The organism is Bacillus sp. Root920 (assembly GCF_001429445.1).
In the GTDB taxonomy this organism is placed as follows: Bacteria; Bacillota; Bacilli; order Bacillales; family Bacillaceae; genus Bacillus; species Bacillus safensis.
The window spans coordinates 416,520-435,035 of record NZ_LMJV01000007.1; the positions used below are offsets into that span (position 1 = coordinate 416,520).

An 18,516-nucleotide genomic window follows, 5' to 3' on the forward strand; every position below is an offset into this window, starting at 1 on the left:
GCATCTTTGTCCGAATGAAACAAAAATCCACTCAAAAACCGTGAATTAAATGAGTAAAAAACGATTGCCCTTCGGAAAAGGCAACCGTTCTTAGGTATTTATTTTACAATTAAATTGTTCATATTCGCAAATGATTGAATGACTTTGGCTAGTTTGACCATTTGTGCCAAACGATTTCGCTTCAGTTTTTCATCATCCGCATGAACCATTGTATGATCGAAATAATGAACAATCGGTGTTTTTAACGTATCCAGCGCCTCTAGTGCCAAGCTGTATTGTCCTGCTGCTACATGTTCCTTTACAGCTTTCTCTACTTGCTGATACGCCTCAAACAGCTTTTGCTCATGTTCATTTTCAAACAGTTCAGGCTGAATCTCTGCGTCTTCCCCTTTTTTACTGATTGAAATGACGCGCCCCAATGCTTCAGCCGTTTCTTTGAAGCTTTCTTGTTTCACACTCTCTTCAAGAACAGCTGCTTTTTTGACGACTGCATATGGCTCAATATTTTCAACATCCAGCACTGCATCAACAACATCATGGCGGATATGCTCTGCTTGAAGAACATATTTTAAACGATGCGTTAAAAATTCAATCAGAGCAGCTTCATGTTCTGCCTTTACTTGAGCAAGGGCTAACAGCTCTTTAAATGAAATATTCCAATGACGGTCGAGCAGGATTTGAACGATACCGCTCGCTTGTCTTCTAAGACCATAAGGGTCTTGAGAACCGGTTGGGATCACATCAATTGAGAAGAATGAACAAATAGAATCAAGCTTATCTGCTACTGCCACAATCGCACCAATCAAAGTGGATGGCGCCTCGTCACCAGCAAAGCGCGGCATATAGTGCTCGTTGATGCTTCTTGCTACTTCTTCATGTTCACCAAGAGCTCTTGCATATTTCTCACCCATGATTCCTTGTAATTCTGGGAATTCATAGACCATTTGAGTCACAAGGTCAAACTTCGAAATACTTGCTGCTCTCGCCACACGTTTAGTGGTTTCGTCATCTGCTCCGACATGCGCCGCTAGACGAGTTGCAATGTCTGTCACTCTCTTCAGCTTGTCGCCGATTGTTCCAATATTCTCATGGAATACCACTTTATCAAGCTTTTTAATATTGTCTTCAATCACTAGTTTTTCGTCTTCTTTATAGAAGAATGCAGCATCTGATAAACGCGCACGAAGTACTTTTTCATTCCCTCTTGCGACATTTTCCAGCGCCTCACTGTTTCCATTTCTGACTGTAATAAAGTGCGGTAATAATTCCCCTTGCTCATTTTTCACAGGGAAGTAGCGCTGATGCTCTTTCATTGTCGTCACCAATACTTCTTCCGGCAATGCAAGAAACTCTTCTTCAAAGGAACCAGACAGCACAGTTGGATATTCTACAAGATCGTTCACTTCTTCTAAAAGTTCAGGATCAACAGGAATGACCCAGCCTTTTTCTGTAGATAGCGCATCTAGCTGTTCAGTAATGAATTGTTTTCTTTTCTCTGAGTCTGCAATCACAAATTGATCGCGCAATGTTTGTTCATAGGAAGCAGGTGTGTCAATGCTGGCTGTCGTTCCAAGGAAACGGTGTCCTCTAGTCTCACGGCCGCTTTTCACCCCAGCAATTTCAACAGGTACAATCTCTTTTCCAAATAAACAAACAATCCATTTAATCGGACGGATATAGCGTAAATCCTCGCTTCCCCATCTCATGTTCTTTGGAAAGCTTAATGAAGCAGCGATTTCACCTAACGCTGGCAGAAGGTCTTTGACTTGCTTTCCTTCTTGAAATTTTTGGACATGGACATAATCCACTCCTTTGATCTCTTTGAAATAGAGATCATCTGTTGAAGCACCTTGTCCTCTGGCAAAGCCTTCAGCTGCTTTTGTCCAATTGCCTTCAGCATCTTGGGCAATTTTTTTAGCCGGGCCTTTTGCTTCTTCTTTGATGTCTTCTTGTTTTTCTGCGACACCTTTTACAAGTACAGCAAGACGTCTTGGTGAGTTGAATAAAGCAGTCTCTTCAAATGAAATATTTTGCGTTTCAAACCATGCTTTTACTTTCTCACCTAGCTGTTTTGTACTCTCTGGCATGAAACGAGCCGGCATCTCTTCTAAGCCGATTTCAAGTAATACATCTTGTTTATTCATGAGAAGCCGCCTCCTCTTTTAGCATAGGGAATCCCAGTTTTTCGCGTTCTTCATAATAGGTTTTGGCTACTTTTCTTGCTAACTGACGCACTCTTCCGATATAGCCAGTTCGCTCAGTCACAGAAATAGCGCCCTTTGCATCGAGCAGGTTAAACGTATGAGAGCATTTGAGGACATAATCATATGCCGGGTGAACAAGCCCTTTGTCCATTTGGCTATGTGCTTCTTTCTCATAGGTTGTAAATAGCTCGAACAGCATGTCAGTATTAGATGTTTCAAATGTATAAACAGAGTGTTCGTATTCAGCCATTAAGAATAAATCTCTGACCGTAAATCCGTCTGTCCATTCAAGATCGAAGACATTTTCTTTGTCCTGGATGTAAGAAGCAAGACGTTCAATACCGTATGTGATTTCAACAGAAACGGGCTTACATTCTAAGCCGCCGACTTGTTGGAAATACGTGAACTGCGTAATTTCCATCCCATCAAGCCATACTTCCCAGCCAAGTCCTGCACAGCCAAGAGATGGATTTTCCCAGTTGTCTTCCACAAAACGAATATCATGTTTCAGCGGGTCAATGCCAAGTGCCTTCAATGATTCAAGATATAGCTCTTGAATATTGTCAGGTGATGGCTTAATGATCACTTGAAATTGGTGATGCTGATACAATCTATTTGGGTTTTCTCCATATCTGCCATCAGCCGGGCGTCTTGAAGGCTCTACATATGCTACCTTCCACGGCTCTGGGCCGATGCTTCTGAGGAACGTGTATGGACTCATCGTTCCGGCACCTTTTTCTGTGTCATACGCCTGCATTAATACGCAGCCTTCATTTGACCAATGCTTTTGCAGCGTCAAAATCATGTCTTGAATATTCAATGATCGCACCTCCATCTTTTCTAGACCAACCGCTATGTATGGCGGGTGGGATTAGAACCTTGTAAGAGAACACAAAAACTCCCGTCTCTATGCTCGCAAGGTTCTTGCAAACATAGGGACGAGAGTTTTTTCCCGCGGTTCCACCCTATTTGCTGGTGTCGTAGCACCCAGCCGCTTTGTTTTACGTTGCTCAAGAATGCCTTTCGTTACGCCTCCATCCTTAGCTCACACCGCCCTAAGGTCGCTTTTATGGATTTTACGTAAGTACTTCTTTCTGTCAATGCAACATATTTTATCTTAGATGATCTTACAAAAAGTCATGGGAGATGTCAACTTTTGTTTTCGTCACCCATTAGCTTTTTCATGGATTCCATCTGATTCATGAATTTTTTTGATTTTAAATAGAGGCCGGAATATTCGTCATAGTAGTGATCAAGCACTTGACGAATTTCTTGTTTCGTCTGCTGTTTCACATCAACCTGACCAAGCCTTGATAAATCAAAATAATGAAACAAACGGAGCAGCCTTGCAGCTGCGGGGGATAAGGGCAGTTTATATGGATCTTTCGAAAAGCAATTTTGGCAAATGAAGCCGTTATCTCTTATCGAGAAATGGAACTGCCCTTCTTTTTGACCACAGTGGACACATTGATCAAGTTCAGGCTTCATCCCCATCACTGATAACATTTTGACCTCTACGATAAATAAAATAATATCAGCATCTGTGCCTTCGTTGAGATGACGCAGAGATTGAAGCAGAAGCTCAAACAAATAAGGGTTTGGCTTTTTTTCTTCTGTCCCTTTATCCATCAATTCCGTCATATATGCGGCATATGCGGTCAGAAATAAGTCTTCCCGAATGGCCCGCATACTTTCAATCATTTCGCCTTGCTGGAGCGTTCCAAGTCCTGTTGATGATTGGATGAGAAAGGTGCCGTATAAAAACGGCTGGCTTATGGCTGACAGGCGGCTGTTTGATTTTTTAGCGCCTCTGGCCATCACACCAATTTTTCCATGTTCTCTAGTGAGCAGCGTGACAATTTTGTTTGTTTCGCCATAATCTGTTGTTCTAAGGACGATTCCTTCACTTTTAATGAGCATTTGTCTACACTCCGAGCGCTGGAGGGGGCCAAGAATTATAAGATTGGAAAATCAAATCGTGCTATTTCTTCTTCAAGTACATCGGGTCTTTCCAGGTTCTCCTTTTCTAACTCTTTGAAAAGCAGATACGTGTCAACGCTTCCTGTTTGTGAAAATACGTTCCATGTAAAATTCAACATAAAAACCCCACCTTTCTTTATTAGAAGCAGCAACGCTACATCCAACATATTAATTTTATCTTGACCAGGCTACCTCCATTTCATGATAAACAATTTTTACTAATCGAACCGCACCATTGTCAGATTTGCTGACAAATGCAGCGATTTTTTAATATTCGTCTTCTCTAAATCCGAAGTCACGCAGGTGAGTGGATTTATTACGCCAGTCCTTCTGAACTTTGACCCAAAGCTCTAAATACACTTTTGAGCCTAGAAGTGCTTCAATGTCTCTGCGCGCTTTTTGTCCCACTTCTTTTAACAAGCTGCCTCGTTTACCAATGACGATCCCTTTTTGCGAATCACGTTCTACGACAATGGTCGCCGCGACATGGATCTTGCCATTTTCATCTGGCTTAATCGATTCAATCGCAACCGCAATACTGTGCGGAATCTCTTCTCTCGTTAAATGCAGCACTTTTTCACGAATTAATTCAGAAATAATAAACCGTTCTGGATGATCTGTTACTTGATCTGCCGGATAAAATTGAGGGCCCTCTGGAAGATAACCTTCAATCTGCTGAAGAAGCGTGTCGATATTGTTTCCTTCAAGAGCTGAAATGGGCACAATTTCCTTGAATGGATAACGTGTGCGGTATTCATCAATTAAAAGGAACAGTTCATCTGGATGAATTTGGTCAATTTTATTGACGACTAGGAACACCGGTGTAGATGTTTGCTTTAGTCGTTCAATGATGAATTCATCACCTTTGCCATAGCCTTCCTGTGCGTTGATCATAAACAAGATCAGGTCGACTTCCTTCAGTGTATTTTGAGCCACCCTCATCATAAAATCACCAAGCTTATGCTTAGGTTTATGAATCCCCGGTGTATCGATAAAGATCGTTTGTGATGTGTTTGTTGTCAGAACACCTTGCACTTTGTTTCGCGTCGTTTGGGGCTTATCGCTCATGATGGCGATCTTTTGTCCAATGACACGATTAAGAAAAGTTGATTTCCCTACATTTGGTCTTCCAATAATTGATACAAATCCTGATTTGAAGCTTTCGTTAGTCATTTAAATCCTCCGGTGAAAATGCGCCTGGCAATAGTTCGTTTACTGTTGTTTCGTATATATGTCCTTTTAAGTTCGTTAGAATCACTGGCATATCAGGTGCACATAGCTCTGAAATGACCTGTCTGCATGCGCCGCACGGCGAAACAGGCCGGTCTGTATCAGCCACCACTGCTAACATTTGAAAAGATGTAATGCCTTCTGAATAGGCTTTAAAAAGTGCTGTCCTTTCCGCACAATTACACATACCATATGCTGCATTTTCAATGTTGCAGCCGCCATACACTTTTCCATCATTCGACAGTAATGCTGCACCGACTTTGAATTTAGAATAGGGTACATATGCAAAATCTCTTGCTTTGATTGCTTCTGAAATCAACTCTTGTTTGTTCATTCCTAGTTCCCACTTTCAGAAGAAATGGTACCACTGTCACATTTATATTTTACATAATTCACGTGACATTTTCACGCCCATTTCTAAAAATGTTAATAAATAGTAATATTGTTCTATTGCATGATCTTCGGTAAGAAGATGATCAACCCAATCATAACCGAAATCGCGGCGTAAACGCAAACAGCGCCTGCCGCAGCGTCCTTCGCTCTCTCTGCAAGCGGGTGTCTTTCTTCTGTCATCAGATCCACTGTATGTTCAATGGCTGTATTGACAAGTTCAAGCGCAAACATCCCCCCGCAAAGAAGAAGAACGATCAGCCATTCAAATGGGTCAATGCGGAACCAAAAGCCGCAGATCACCACGATGATGGCTGCGACTGTGTGAAATCGAAAATTCCGTTCATTCAAGAAAGTTCGCCATATTCCTCTAAATGCATAGTAAAAACTCCGAAAAAAACGGGCGAGCGGCCTTCTTTTCTTACGATGATCTCGAAAGGCCATAATCATCCAAAATTTTTGTCTGTTTGGCGAACATTTCTTTTTCATCTTCCTCTGTCATATGATCGTACCCGAGCAAATGGAGGAAGCCATGAATCGTTAAGAATCCAAGCTCTCTCATAAAGGAATGTCCATATTCCTCTGCCTGCTCTTTCGTTCGATCCACACTAATGATAATGTCACCAAGTACAGGCGGGATATCATCCGCTCCTATGATTTCAATCTCCCCTTCTCCTTCTTCCTCAAGTGCAAAGGAGATCACATCCGTTGGTGCGTCTTTTCCGCGGTATTCTTTATTGATTTGATGAATCTCTTCATTCGAAACGATCGTCACTGATACTTCCGCTTGATCCTTGACCTCAAGTTCGTCCGCAGCAAACTGAAGAAGCTTTTCCACTTCTTCAAGCTGCTCTTTTGATACTTGTCCTGTTTCATCTATTAAATCGATTAACAATGTCATTTACTTCACCTTCTGCTTCGGGGCATCTGGATATTCAATCCGAGAATGGAAAATCCCCTTTAATGTTGTACAAATCGTTTGGCTGATAATATTTAATTCTTTAAATGTGAGGTCACACTCACTAAATTGCCCGTCCTGCATTTTATCTGAAATAATGCCTTTGACAAGCTTTTCAATCCGCTCTGGATTTGGATTATGCATGGAACGAACCGCCGCTTCAACGCTGTCAGCCACAGAAATAATCGCTGCTTCTTTTGACTGCGGCTTTGGACCAGGGTAACGGAATTCTTCTTCTGTCACCTGATCATCACGCTCTTTCGCCTTATAGTAAAAGAACTTTAAAAGAGACTTCCCGTGATGCTGTTCGGCAATGTCGACAAGTTCTTCAGGAAACTTCTTTTCTCTCAGCATATCAGCGCCATCTGTCGTATGGGCAATAATAATATTTTTACTCAGCTGAGGAGAAAGCTTGTCATGCGGATTATCAATGTTCATTTGGTTTTCGATAAAGTATTGCGGTCTTTTCGTTTTCCCAATGTCATGATAATAAGCGCCGACCCTTGCTAAAAGACCATTTGCGCCGACTGCTTCACATGCAGCATCCGCTAAATTCGCCACCATGACACTATGATGATATGTACCTGGTGTCTCGGTTAAAATCTTTTTGAGCAGCGGATGATTTGGATTGGATAATTCAATCAGTTTCATTGTGGAAAGAATACCAAACATGCTCTCAAAAACAGGCATTAACCCAATGACCAAGATAGATGATGCAAACCCTGACACAATTGCCATCATGAGGTTCACACCGATTTCAAGCCCTGATGGTGAAGAGTTTTGGATCAGTGTAATGGATAAAACCACAAGTACATTCACCAAAGCCACCAAAAGTCCGGCCTGCAATATTTTTGATCTTGCATTATGTTTTCTTAAAAATAAAATACCAGCCATCCCGCTCACAAGATAATAAGCGCAGATCACATAGTTAAAGACGCCGGTTACTCCTTGATTAAACATCATACTGCCGCAAAGAGCAAATACAAGACCGGAGAAGATCGCTAACCGCTCATTAATGAGCAGCTTGATCAGCATCGTGCCAAGTGCCACTGGCACGACATAGCCTATCGTCGTATACTTCGTTTCCTGGAAGAGGCTGAACACTTCCATGATAATTAATATAATCGTGAAAATAAGCGAGTAAAGCAGTAATGACTTATTCTTATGGACAAGCGATTTTTTCCTCGATTCAAGGGAATGAATAATCGCTGCTAAGAAAAGTCCAATTAATATGAGAAGACCACTTACAGGCTTAAATAAATTTGAGCTGTTTAACAGACCCGTCAGTTCTAATTTGCGATAAACTTCCCGGTCGATGAGCTCTCCTTCTTCAACTAAGATTTGCCCCTGCTTAATTTGCACAGGCTGAATATTGTCAGCCGCTTCCTGTCTTTTCTTTTCTGTTGCCACTGGGTCAAATACATAGTTTGGAATGATCGCAAATTCACCGATTTCTGTCGCTGCATTTAAGTATTTTGATGGAATTGAATTGTTTTTAAGCTCTGTTTTGACTTGTTTTTTCTCATCTTGTAATTTCGCTGCTGTGATTTCTTTACTCATCAGTGAATTCACCACTGTGATGATGGAATCCTTAGTAAATGAGAGATTTTCATCACTTGCCTGGAGCAGTGCTTTGATGGATTGATCCGAAACAGCCTCCTGCATATCTGTTGTGAGCTTTTCTTTGACACGCTTGACCATTTCTTGATCTGATGGCGCGTTCTCTTTATCATCAGCTGCTTTCTTCTCTTCTTTAATGGCTTCAAAGAGGGATGAGATGAGGTCTACGCGATTATCAGAATACGCTTTTTTGAGCGTATATTGATCTTCTACCTGATCTGTTGCTTCTTGTTTCTTTTCTTCTGTCGCTTCTTGATCATCAACGGTTGACGGAGAATAGATGGTCTGTTCGCTCACTGAAAATAAATCTAAGTCGAGCGATTCAGGCTTTACATGGAAGAAGAGCACCACGAATAAAATGGCTGCTAAACCAGCGTACAGCAAAACATTTAAATAACGTGAGCGCTCCATTTTCTGAGGTTCTTTTTTAGACAGCATTCTTTTGCGCTTACTGCCTTTTTGATTCTTTCTCAAGGAAAGTACCTCCTTTTTTACTTTAAACCACGATCGAAACAAAATGACCCGATGAAGACGATCGGGTCACTCAGTTCATTTTTGCTTTTCGTATGCGCCAATGATCTTCGCCACAAGCGGGTGTCTGACCACATCTGTCTGGTCTAATTCAATAAATGAGATGCCCTTGATCTCTGCAAGCATGTCCTTTGCAGCCGCAAGACCTGACTGCATGCCCTTTGGCAGATCAATCTGTGTAATATCTCCTGTAATGACCATTTTAGAGCCAAACCCAAGTCTCGTCAAAAACATTTTCATTTGGGCAGGTGTTGTATTCTGCGCTTCATCTAAAATCACAAATGCATCATCAAGCGTCCGGCCTCTCATATAGGCAAGGGGCGCTATTTCAATCACGCCGCGCTCGATTAAACGTTCCGTATGATCACTGCCAAGCACATCATGCAGGGCATCATATAGTGGTCTTAAATAAGGATCTACTTTTTCCTTTAGATCACCTGGTAAAAAGCCAAGGCTCTCTCCTGCTTCAACAGCTGGTCTTGTCAGGATAATCCGTTTTACATGTCCATTTTTCAGTGAATGGACCGCATTGACGACTGCCAAATACGTCTTCCCTGTACCAGCGGGTCCAATTCCAAAGACCAGGTCATCTTTTTTCATCGCCGCAGCATATTCCCGCTGGCCGATTGTTTTCACCCTGATCGATTTTCCTTTGGCATTTTTCGTAATTTCATCTTCATACATATTTTCAAAATAATTCAGCTTGTTTTTTTGCGCCATTTTAATGGCATAAACGACATCCCGTTCAGATATCTCAATTCCTTTACGGATGAGATGTAAAAGAGATGTGATCAAACGGCTTACTGTATCTCTTGATGCTTCCTCACCAGAAACATACACTTTTTCTCCACGCGTAATAATGGAGACGTTCAGCTCGTTTTCCATTAGTTTCAGATAAGCATCTTGATTGCCAAATAAAGCAATCGCTTCGTTTGGGCTATCCAATTTTTGTTGAATCTCAAGTAAATGTTCTGTCATTCTCTAGTCTCCCTGAACAATAGGTGTTGGTTGAACAATATCTTCTATTACTTGGTAAAGGATGATTAACTTAACTTTACCATTCCCTGTTGTCTCGTGCAAAACTTTTTCACTTTTCACCTCTCCTGTTTGACCTAGCTTCTCTTCTAATTCTTTTTTACCCATTTTAATCCCTGCTTGAACCGCTTCTTTATTTGTGTATTCTCGATTTATTTTCTCACTTTCGCGTGTAATTTCCTTTTCATAAGAGAATGGGAGCTGCATGTTTAAAAAATGAAGCGGATGAACTTCTGTTTCTGTTTTTGGCTGCTTAAAATCATCCTTTTTAAAAGAAAAGCCCCAAAATGGCAGTGAGCCTCCAAATGCGGAGAGCTTGTGCTTTGTCTTCATTTTACCCGTAAAGACGTCAAAAGATGTTCGAAGAGGGACAGAAACTTCAGAACGATACCACGTTTCACCATAGATTTTCGCTTTGGCTCCTACCGTTTTTTGCTGATCTTCGCTGCCAATGAGTCCAGAGACAAGCATCTGTCCTTTCTTTACATGTTCATCAACCGCGGCAAGCGGCTCTCCTTTTTCCACATACATTCTCGTGATGACCGCCTTTTTCTTGGCAACGATATGCTGAGGACTCGTGTATTTCTCTTTTTCAGGTTCATTTTTTTCCACAACTTTCATTTGAAAGGTTGTGCCGTTTAGTTCAACGCCAACCCATGTGATGCTTGGAATATTGGTTGTCAGGGATTTTTGAATTTTTTCAGGTGTTCCCATTAGAAATTGAAAACGTCCTTTTTGCACCCCGATGTCATCTAAATGCTTTCTCATTTGATGTTCAGTTTCTGGATTGGCTCCTTTAATATCAATTTTCCATACCATGTTTGAAAGCGCCAATATCGTCACTAGAAAGCATACAATCCCAAGGGTAAATCCGATATTCTTCCTTGACCATAGGAGTAGAAATGGAAAGCCCTTTTTTTGATGAAATGAACATGTCACGTCATGATGTCTGCGTACCTTTCTGAAGGCATGTACATCTGATAAGCGAATAAATAAGCGCACGCTGTCTTGACGGCGGCTCACTTGAAACATTGTGATCCCCTGCCTCGTGCACTCATTAATGAGCCGCTCAATGCCATTTCCTTTGATCTCCACTTCCACTCTGCCAATAAAATAGGCGAACCATTTATTCTTCACGCTTCTCCCCTCCGTCAGTTAAGAATCAATATAACGGACCTCATCGATTTTCCCTTCCAATAAAATCTCTTCTGGCAAAATCGTTTTAATCACAAAATCTTTCCCTGAAATAATGCATTGTCCCTGTTTGAGCATCAGCCTTACCTCTTGATCACTGAAAAGCAAAAGCCCTTTATGGTTCTCTATGTAAATGTGGAGTCTGCCAACCATCGTAATACGGGGAAGATCCATCATCACGTCTGGAGGGATTTCAAGTGTTCTTGTCAGCCATGCTTTAAGTCGATTTTTTCTTTTTCCCATTCAATAAGAACCCCTTCCCACCTCATGTGTATGAGATCAAACTGAAAGATGGTGAGACTGATGAGAAAGCCTCTATATCATCCTATTCCTCAGGGGTTCATATCATGCTAATGAATCCCGTAAAACAGCCCTTTCAGCATTTTCTTTAAGAAAAATCGTCATCAGGCAAAAAAAGCCCCCCTTTATGAAAAAGGGGGCTTTCTTCTTTATCTTTTATATGGCCGTTTCATCGTTCTGTGCGGCTTTTTCGCGCGCGGCTCTCCAAATACTTCTCCAAGGATCATTCCTTGAACAATTGTATCTTGGTTCAGCTTCTCAATGAATTTTGGCCTCATTTCAGCAGATGCAGCCTTTGGCCTTGTCAGCTCTCTTTCAAGCGATTGGAACTCTTTGTTCAGCTCGTTTTTTCTTTCTTCCATTTCGGCAAGTGTAGCCGTATAGCGATCTTGTAAGGACTGAGAAGTTTTTTTCTTCATCCCGCCATGATCATGTACATCGCCGAAATCATCCAGCTGATCGGTCACGACTGGATCTGGACTTGTTTGCTTTGTTTGCTTTTGGGGCACCTGCTTACGCTGAGGAGCGGGCTTCTTTTGCTGATTCTGCTCTTCGTTCTCCTCTTGTTTGCCGATCTTCCCAAAGACGGCAGAGATGATACCGATGATAATCGCAATTAGTAGCGGATTTTCAAATAAAATGTCCAATGGGCTCCCTCCTTAAAGCGTGAGAGGATGCTTATTTGTTTTCATTATCAGATGGACCTTTTGTCATTTTGCCAAATGAATCTCTCATATCCGTATCAGCATCGATATTCTTAATGTTCATGTAGTCCATGACACCAATATTGCCTTCACGTAATGCTTCAGCCATTGCAAGTGGTACTTCAGCCTCTGCTTCAACGACTTTCGCGCGCATTTCTTCAACTTTCGCACGCATCTCTTGTTCTTGTGCAACAGCCATTGCGCGGCGTTCTTCTGCTTTCGCCTGTGCAATGTTTTTGTCTGCTTCTGCTTGGTCTGTTTGCAGAATTGCCCCGATGTTCTTACCGATATCAACATCTGCGATATCAATCGAGAGAATTTCAAATGCAGTACCTGAATCTAATCCTTTACCAAGAACCGTTTGAGAAATCATATCAGGATTCTCAAGAACCTTTTTATGATTATCTGATGAACCGATTGTAGAGACAATCCCTTCACCTACACGGGCAATAATTGTTTCTTCCCCTGCACCACCGACAAGTCGGTCGATGTTTGCACGAACTGTAATACGTGCTTTTGCTTTGACTTCAATCCCGTCCATCGCAACACCAGAGATAAATGGTGTTTCAATGACTTTAGGATTTACACTCATTTGAACTGCTTCAAGTACATCACGGCCTGCTAGGTCGATGGCTGCACAGCGGGCAAAGTTCAATTCGATATTCGCGCGTTGAGCTGCAATTAATGCGTTCACAACTCGGTCCACGTTACCACCTGCAAGATAGTGGCTCTCCAGCTGGTTAATCGTCACATCAAGACCTGCTTTATGTGCTTTGATGAGCGGGTTGACCACTCGGTTTGGAATCACTCGGCGCAGTCTCATTCCTACAAGTGTAAAAATGCTCACTTTTACGCCAGCCGCTAGGGCAGAAATCCACAGCATCACCGGTACAAAGGTGAAAAAGATCGATAGAACAATCAAACCTGCTGCGATAATCACAAATAATAGTAAAGTAGATGGATCCATTTTATTCCTCCTCTAAAATCAGTATATCTATACTTTCCTCACGACAATGCGTGAGCCTTCCGCTTTCACAATTTTTACTTGTTCATCTTTATCGATAAATGCACCTTCTGACACAACATCAATGCGCTCATCTCCGAGTACGATCGTACCAGATGGACGAAGTGCAGTGGCTGTCACTGCGATTTGCCCAACAAGATCTTCTCTTGTTTCATTTGAGACATAACCGCTTTCCTTATTGGTTGAATCGGTTAAAATGAACTTTTTAAAGAATTTCATACGTTTCCCCAACACCTTTGTCAATAAAATAACTGCTATGATTGAAACAGCAGTGGCAATCAAGATGGAAATCGCCATTTCTGTAAAGCTTCCAGCTGCTAAAAATAAGCTGACAACGACACAGATCAATCCAATGACACCTACGATTCCCCCTGGCAAAAACAATTCCAAAATGATGAGTGCAATCCCTGCTAAAAACAGGAACAACGTCTCATATCCTGCAAAACCTGCCACGAGATGACCATAAAAGAATAGAAGAAGCGCTGTCACTCCCATGGTGCCCGGGACCCCAAAGCCAGGAGAATAGAGCTCAACAACTAACCCTAAACTTGCAATGGATAAAAGGATTGGAATGACAATTGGGTGCGTAAGAAAACGCGCAACCTTTTCAGCAAAGCTCACTTCATCGTATTGAACAGAAGCATCTTTTAATTTCAGCTTCTGAAGCAACTCATCCATATTTTTTGCTTCTCCTTCTGCATAACCGAATTTAAGCGCCCGTTCTGTGTTGAAGGTGAGCAATTCTCCTTTTGGTGCACCGGCTTCTTTTGCGTCTATATCTATATCCGCCATGGCAAGAGCATACTTTGGATCACGCCCCTGCTTTTCGGCAGCATCACTCATTTCAGCAAGCCATAGAGATTCAGATTTTTGATCGGCAGCATTGCCTTCTCCATCGATGATCGCAGCAGCCCCCATCTTTCCATTCGGGGTCATATAAATTTGATCGGCATTTAGCGCGATGAAGGCCCCGGCTGAAAGCGCTCTATGATTGACAAACGCTGTCACTGGGATATCGGAAGCACGAATCGTATCTGCGATCTCAAGCGCTGCATCGACTGCACCACCTGGTGTATTGATGTCGAGAATAATATGCTTCGCCCGCTCCGACTTTGCCTGCTCAAACGATCGTTCAATGAATTTAGAAAGTCCTTTTTCTACTGTATCTTCAATTGGGATAACATGAACTTTCTGATCTGCTGATTTCGCGGTCAATTGAACCCCTAATAACAAGCATATTATAAAACAACTGAAGAGAGCAATAGAAATTTTTATTTTTTTCATCTATTTGGTGATCCCTCCTCTCTTTCTTCCATTTTACCGTTCCTTTACATACGTTACAAATGTATCATAGGTTTCATTTTTATATGACAGAATCACGAGGGCATAAAAAAAGTACCCTTCTAACAATAGAAGGATACTTTTTTATTGAGACAGCTGCTCGCTGACAAGTCTGTTAATGACAGCTCCATCAGCTTTACCTTTTACTTTTGGCATAATAGCGCTCATGACTTTACCCATATCAGCCTTCGAGGAAGCACCTGTTTCAGTAATCGTTTCTTTCACGATCGTTTGCAGTTCTTCTTCAGAAAGCTGTTCAGGTAAATAAACGTCTAATATGTCAATCTCTTTTTGAACTTTATCTACTAAATCTAAGCGATTAGCTTTCGAAAATTCATGGAGGGAGTCTTTACGTTGCTTAATCTCGCGGGAAAGGACGGTTAGTTCCTCATCGCCGGTCAAACTGTCTTTCTTAAGCTTAATTGCTTCATTTTGCAGCGAAGCCTTTACCATACGAATGACAACAAGCTTGTCTTTCTCACGGTTTTTCATCATAAGCTTCATATCAGAATTTAATTGCTCAAGAAGACTCATAAAATCCACCCTCTTTAGAATTTACGTTTTCTAGCAGCTTCAGACTTTTTCTTGCGCTTTACGCTAGGCTTTTCATAAAATTCACGCTTTCTTGCTTCTTGCAATGTTCCAGTTTTGGATACACTGCGTTTAAAGCGACGAAGAGCATCTTCAAGCGATTCGTTTTTTCTAACGACCGTTTTTGACATTCTCTTTCCCTCCCTCCGAATACACCAATCGACTGCATTAAAAAAAGATATACATGCAAAACATGTACCTAGACATTATAATATAAGCCCAGTGTGAGGTCAACTAAGTGATTTGGAAATATATTTTCGTCATGAGCAGGTAGACAAGTCCATATATTCATTGGTAAGAGGAGGACTTTTCTATGATGGCGATCATTTATTTTTGTGCACTTATTTTCATTTTTTTATGGTCAATGGGCTTGCTGAGAAAAGGATTAATGGCGCTTGCGTCGTCTCGTATTGAGAAATCACTTCTTCTCTTTACAGATCACCCGGTCAAAGCATTCTTGGTCAGCATTGTGTTTACAGGGGTTCTACAAAGCAGTTCTGCTTTTATGGTTATCGTCATTGGCTTTGTCAGTACTGGCATTCTCTCTTTTAAAAAATCGATCCCAATGATTCTTGGAACCAATATCGGCTCCACGTTTACGACAGAATTTATCGCCATTAAAATGGACGTATTCATGTGGGTTTTGATCATAGCCGGTCTTGTATTTATCCTTTTTGGCAGGACATCTTTTAGACATGCAGGTAAAAGTTTATTTGGGCTCGGGATGATCTTTTTTTGCATACAAGGCTTTTCAAAAATTGCAGGGATGATGACAAGCCAGCCTGAGACATTGCGTTTTCTTGAAATGATGCAGCATTCAGACTGGACAGCGCTGCTTTCGGGTACCATTTTCACAGCAATTGTTCATTCGAGCTCAGTCTGTATCGGTATTTTAATGGGATTTATGAATGAGGGAACTGTGGCACTTCAGGAAGGTATCAGCTTTGTGTTGGGGTCCAATATTGGGACATGTATTACGGCTGTGATGGCTGCGATATCCGGCGGCTACGCAGCACGTCAAACGGCTTATGCACACGTCGTGTTTAATGTGCTTGGGGTTCTTTTATGCCTGCCGTTTCTCGCCCTGATCACAGAGGTTGTCGCCCTTCTCGCAAGCTCTCCTGCCCAGCAGATTGCGCATTTCAGCCTGCTGTTTAATGTGGCAAGCTCTCTCCTCTTCTTTCCGTTCATTCGCCCTTTTCACGGATTGATCTTGTGTCTCATGCCGAATCAGTCAAAATAAAAGAAACCGGCTTGCCCTTTTGGCTGCCGGTTTTTTATCTATTATGAGGTCATTCTCACTTTGTCTGGCTGCACATCATCGCTGATGCGAACGAATTGTCCTTCGTTATAAGGATAGCCCGCTTTCGTAATTTTCACTTTGACCAGACGGCCGATCATGTCCTCTGTCCCTTCAAAAACAACTTTCATGTAGTTATCTGTATAACCAACATAAAGATTGTGGTTTCCTTCTTGTTCTTTGAAGGATTCTTCCGGAATAATTTCTAGCACATCACCTTCGTATGCTGATGCATACTCTTTCGCAAGCTGGTCAGAAAGAGCGATCAAACGGTGGACACGTTCGTTTTTCACATTTTCATCCACTTGATCTTCCATTCTTGCAGCCGGGGTACCTGTACGTTTGCTGTAAGGGAATACATGCAGCTCAGAGAATTGATGGTCTTTGACAAAATTGTACGTTTCCAAGAACTCTTCTTCTGTTTCCCCAGGGAATCCAACGATTACATCAGAGGTAACAGCAAGACCCGGCAATGCTTTTTTCAGCTTTGTTAAACGCTCTGCAAAGAATTCCATCGTATATTTACGGCGCATTCTTTTCAGCACAGTATTTGAGCCAGATTGAAGCGGGATGTGTAAGTGTCTGACAATTTTATCTGACTGATCAAGCACTTCAATCACTTCATCTGTAATTTGACTTGCTTCAATAGATGAAATACGGATTCGTTTCAAGCCAATAACACGTTCATCTAATTCTCTCAGAAGCTTTGCAAAGTTATAATCCTTTAAGTCTTCTCCGTATCCGCCTGTGTGAATACCTGTAAGCACAATTTCTTTATAGCCCGCATCAACAAGCTGCTGCGCTTGATTGATGACCTCTTCTGGATCACGAGAACGAAGAAGGCCGCGCGCCCAAGGAATAATGCAGAATGTACAGAAATTGTTACAGCCTTCTTGGATTTTTAATGAAGCGCGCGTTCTGTCTGTGAAGGCAGGAACATCAAGTTCTTCAAACACACGTGCTTTCATGATATTGCCAACCCCGTTGATCGGCTGTCTTTCTCTGCGGTATTCTTCAATATAGCCTAGTAATTTATGTCTGTCCTGTGTTCCAACCACAATATCAACACCAGGAATCGCCATGATTTCTGCTGGTGATGTTTGCGCATAGCAGCCTGTTACACAAATGACACCATCCGGGTTATGACGAATGGCTCTTCTAATGACTTGGCGGCTTTTCTTATCGCCTGTATTCGTGACCGTACATGTATTAATGACATATACGTCTGCTTTTGATTCATACTCTTTTCTTTCATAGCCAGCTTCTTTAAACAGCTGCCAGATCGCCTCTGTTTCATAGTGGTTGACCTTACAGCCAAGTGTATGGAACGCTACTGTTCCCATCATGATTCACCTCTTAATAACTCTGTTTGATAAGATATAGCAGAAAGCGCATATAAAGGAGCAGTTTCTGTTCTTAAAATGCGTGGTCCAAGCCCGCAAATGACTGCACCAAGCGTTTCAAGCTCTTCAATCTCCTTTTCTGCCAAACCGCCTTCAGGGCCAAAAACCACTAGCAAGGTTTGTCCGCCTTTCATCTGTTGAAGCACAGTTTGAAAGCGGCTTTGCTCTCCTTCTTTCGATGATTCTTCGTATGCAACGACACATTTATCGAATTCACCAGCTAATTGCGTCAGCTCTTTAAACGTTGATACTGAATAAACACGGGGAATGATATTCCGGTAGGACTGCTCGGCTGCTTCTTTCGCGATTTTCTCCCAGCGCTCTCGTTTTTTATGTGACTTTTTTTGGTCAAGCTTTGTAATAGAACGAGCCGCTTGAAACGGGATAAAAGCACTTGCGCCAAGCTCTGTGCCTTTTTGGATAATGAGCTCAAGCTTATCTCCTTTTGGAAGACCGCTTGCAATCGTCACCCTAATCGGAAGTTCTCTGTCCTGATTTGTCCAGCTTTCAAGGTGACAAATCACTTCTTCCTTTGTTATTGTATCAATTTTACTGAGCGCTTCAAAGCCGTCTGTCGTTAAACAAAGGATTTCCTGCCCTGCTTTCATCCGCATGACATTGGAAAGATGATGTACATCTTCACCTTTTATAACGATGGCTCCCTTTAACGTCACTTCTTCTTTCGTGAGGTCGATAAAATATCGTTGCATA

The 18,516-nt window shown here is 41.9% G+C and carries 20 protein-coding genes; 1 reads left to right on the plus strand and 19 read right to left on the minus strand.

Going from position 1 to position 18,516, the window contains the following annotated elements:
* Positions 1-98: 98 nt before the first annotated feature.
* The 17 genes from glyS to rpsU form a co-directional block, all read right to left on the minus strand.
* The gene (glyS, locus tag ASE42_RS13485; protein WP_056767379.1) at positions 99-2,144 is read right to left on the minus strand and encodes a glycine--tRNA ligase subunit beta; all 2,046 of its coding nucleotides are present in this window, start codon (positions 2,142-2,144) and stop codon (positions 99-101) included.
* Entirely contained in the window at positions 2,137-3,024 is an 888-nt protein-coding gene (gene glyQ, locus ASE42_RS13490) for a glycine--tRNA ligase subunit alpha (protein ID WP_012010611.1), read from the minus strand. Before glyQ ends, glyS begins: the two co-directional genes overlap by 8 nt.
* Before the next feature lie 329 nt (positions 3,025-3,353).
* Complete coding sequence (gene recO / locus ASE42_RS13495; protein ID WP_024423019.1) at positions 3,354-4,124, minus strand: DNA repair protein RecO; 771 nt, start codon at positions 4,122-4,124, stop codon at positions 3,354-3,356.
* A gap of 35 nt (positions 4,125-4,159) precedes the next feature.
* Positions 4,160-4,303, minus strand: coding sequence for a YqzL family protein (locus ASE42_RS18745; RefSeq protein ID WP_003217288.1), 144 nt, complete (start codon positions 4,301-4,303; stop codon positions 4,160-4,162).
* Positions 4,304-4,451: 148 nt separating this feature from the next.
* Positions 4,452-5,357, minus strand: coding sequence for a GTPase Era (era, locus tag ASE42_RS13500; RefSeq protein WP_007501305.1), 906 nt, complete (start codon positions 5,355-5,357; stop codon positions 4,452-4,454).
* Positions 5,350-5,748 (minus strand): cytidine deaminase, encoded by a 399-nt coding sequence (locus ASE42_RS13505; RefSeq protein WP_008356263.1) that lies wholly within the window; start codon positions 5,746-5,748, stop codon positions 5,350-5,352. Before ASE42_RS13505 ends, era begins: the two co-directional genes overlap by 8 nt.
* A 113-nt stretch (positions 5,749-5,861) precedes the next feature.
* On the minus strand, positions 5,862-6,248 hold the full coding sequence (locus ASE42_RS13510; protein WP_024423020.1) for a diacylglycerol kinase family protein: 387 nt from the start codon (positions 6,246-6,248) through the stop codon (positions 5,862-5,864).
* Positions 6,226-6,705 carry an rRNA maturation RNase YbeY gene (gene ybeY / locus ASE42_RS13515; RefSeq protein ID WP_024423021.1) on the minus strand — a complete coding sequence of 160 codons (480 nt, stop codon included), beginning with the start codon at positions 6,703-6,705 and terminating at the stop codon, positions 6,226-6,228. The genes ASE42_RS13510 and ybeY overlap by 23 nt, the downstream gene beginning before the upstream one ends.
* The gene (locus ASE42_RS13520) at positions 6,706-8,817 is read right to left on the minus strand and encodes an HD family phosphohydrolase (protein ID WP_370880885.1); all 2,112 of its coding nucleotides are present in this window, start codon (positions 8,815-8,817) and stop codon (positions 6,706-6,708) included.
* 114 nt (positions 8,818-8,931) lie between these two features.
* Positions 8,932-9,891, minus strand: coding sequence for a PhoH family protein (locus ASE42_RS13525; RefSeq protein ID WP_024423023.1), 960 nt, complete (start codon positions 9,889-9,891; stop codon positions 8,932-8,934).
* A gap of 3 nt (positions 9,892-9,894) precedes the next feature.
* Complete coding sequence (yqfD, locus tag ASE42_RS13530; RefSeq protein WP_024427959.1) at positions 9,895-11,085, minus strand: sporulation protein YqfD; 1,191 nt, start codon at positions 11,083-11,085, stop codon at positions 9,895-9,897.
* 18 nt (positions 11,086-11,103) lie between these two features.
* Positions 11,104-11,385 carry a sporulation protein YqfC gene (yqfC, locus tag ASE42_RS13535; protein WP_012010618.1) on the minus strand — a complete coding sequence of 94 codons (282 nt, stop codon included), beginning with the start codon at positions 11,383-11,385 and terminating at the stop codon, positions 11,104-11,106.
* A gap of 206 nt (positions 11,386-11,591) precedes the next feature.
* The gene (locus tag ASE42_RS13540) at positions 11,592-12,089 is read right to left on the minus strand and encodes a hypothetical protein (protein WP_024427958.1); all 498 of its coding nucleotides are present in this window, start codon (positions 12,087-12,089) and stop codon (positions 11,592-11,594) included.
* Between the two features lie 31 nt (positions 12,090-12,120).
* A complete protein-coding gene (gene floA / locus ASE42_RS13545; protein ID WP_024423026.1) occupies positions 12,121-13,113 on the minus strand; it encodes a flotillin-like protein FloA in 993 nt (330 codons plus the stop codon).
* A 27-nt stretch (positions 13,114-13,140) separates the two neighbouring features.
* Positions 13,141-14,454 carry an NfeD family protein gene (locus ASE42_RS13550; RefSeq protein ID WP_056767381.1) on the minus strand — a complete coding sequence of 438 codons (1,314 nt, stop codon included), beginning with the start codon at positions 14,452-14,454 and terminating at the stop codon, positions 13,141-13,143.
* Between the two features lie 141 nt (positions 14,455-14,595).
* Positions 14,596-15,045 (minus strand): GatB/YqeY domain-containing protein, encoded by a 450-nt coding sequence (locus tag ASE42_RS13555; protein WP_024423028.1) that lies wholly within the window; start codon positions 15,043-15,045, stop codon positions 14,596-14,598.
* Positions 15,046-15,059: 14 nt separating this feature from the next.
* Complete coding sequence (gene rpsU, locus ASE42_RS13560; protein WP_003152957.1) at positions 15,060-15,233, minus strand: 30S ribosomal protein S21; 174 nt, start codon at positions 15,231-15,233, stop codon at positions 15,060-15,062.
* Positions 15,234-15,415: 182 nt separating this feature from the next.
* On the opposite strand from rpsU, the gene ASE42_RS13565 reads away from it, so the two are divergent.
* The gene (locus tag ASE42_RS13565; RefSeq protein WP_024423029.1) at positions 15,416-16,345 is read left to right on the plus strand and encodes a Na/Pi symporter; all 930 of its coding nucleotides are present in this window, start codon (positions 15,416-15,418) and stop codon (positions 16,343-16,345) included.
* A gap of 41 nt (positions 16,346-16,386) precedes the next feature.
* Here the strand turns inward: ASE42_RS13565 and mtaB are convergent, their stop codons facing one another.
* A complete protein-coding gene (gene mtaB / locus ASE42_RS13570; RefSeq protein WP_024423030.1) occupies positions 16,387-17,745 on the minus strand; it encodes a tRNA (N(6)-L-threonylcarbamoyladenosine(37)-C(2))-methylthiotransferase MtaB in 1,359 nt (452 codons plus the stop codon).
* On the minus strand, positions 17,745-18,515 hold the full coding sequence (locus tag ASE42_RS13575) for a 16S rRNA (uracil(1498)-N(3))-methyltransferase (protein ID WP_024427953.1): 771 nt from the start codon (positions 18,513-18,515) through the stop codon (positions 17,745-17,747). Before ASE42_RS13575 ends, mtaB begins: the two co-directional genes overlap by 1 nt.
* Between the last annotated feature and the right edge of the window lies 1 nt (position 18,516).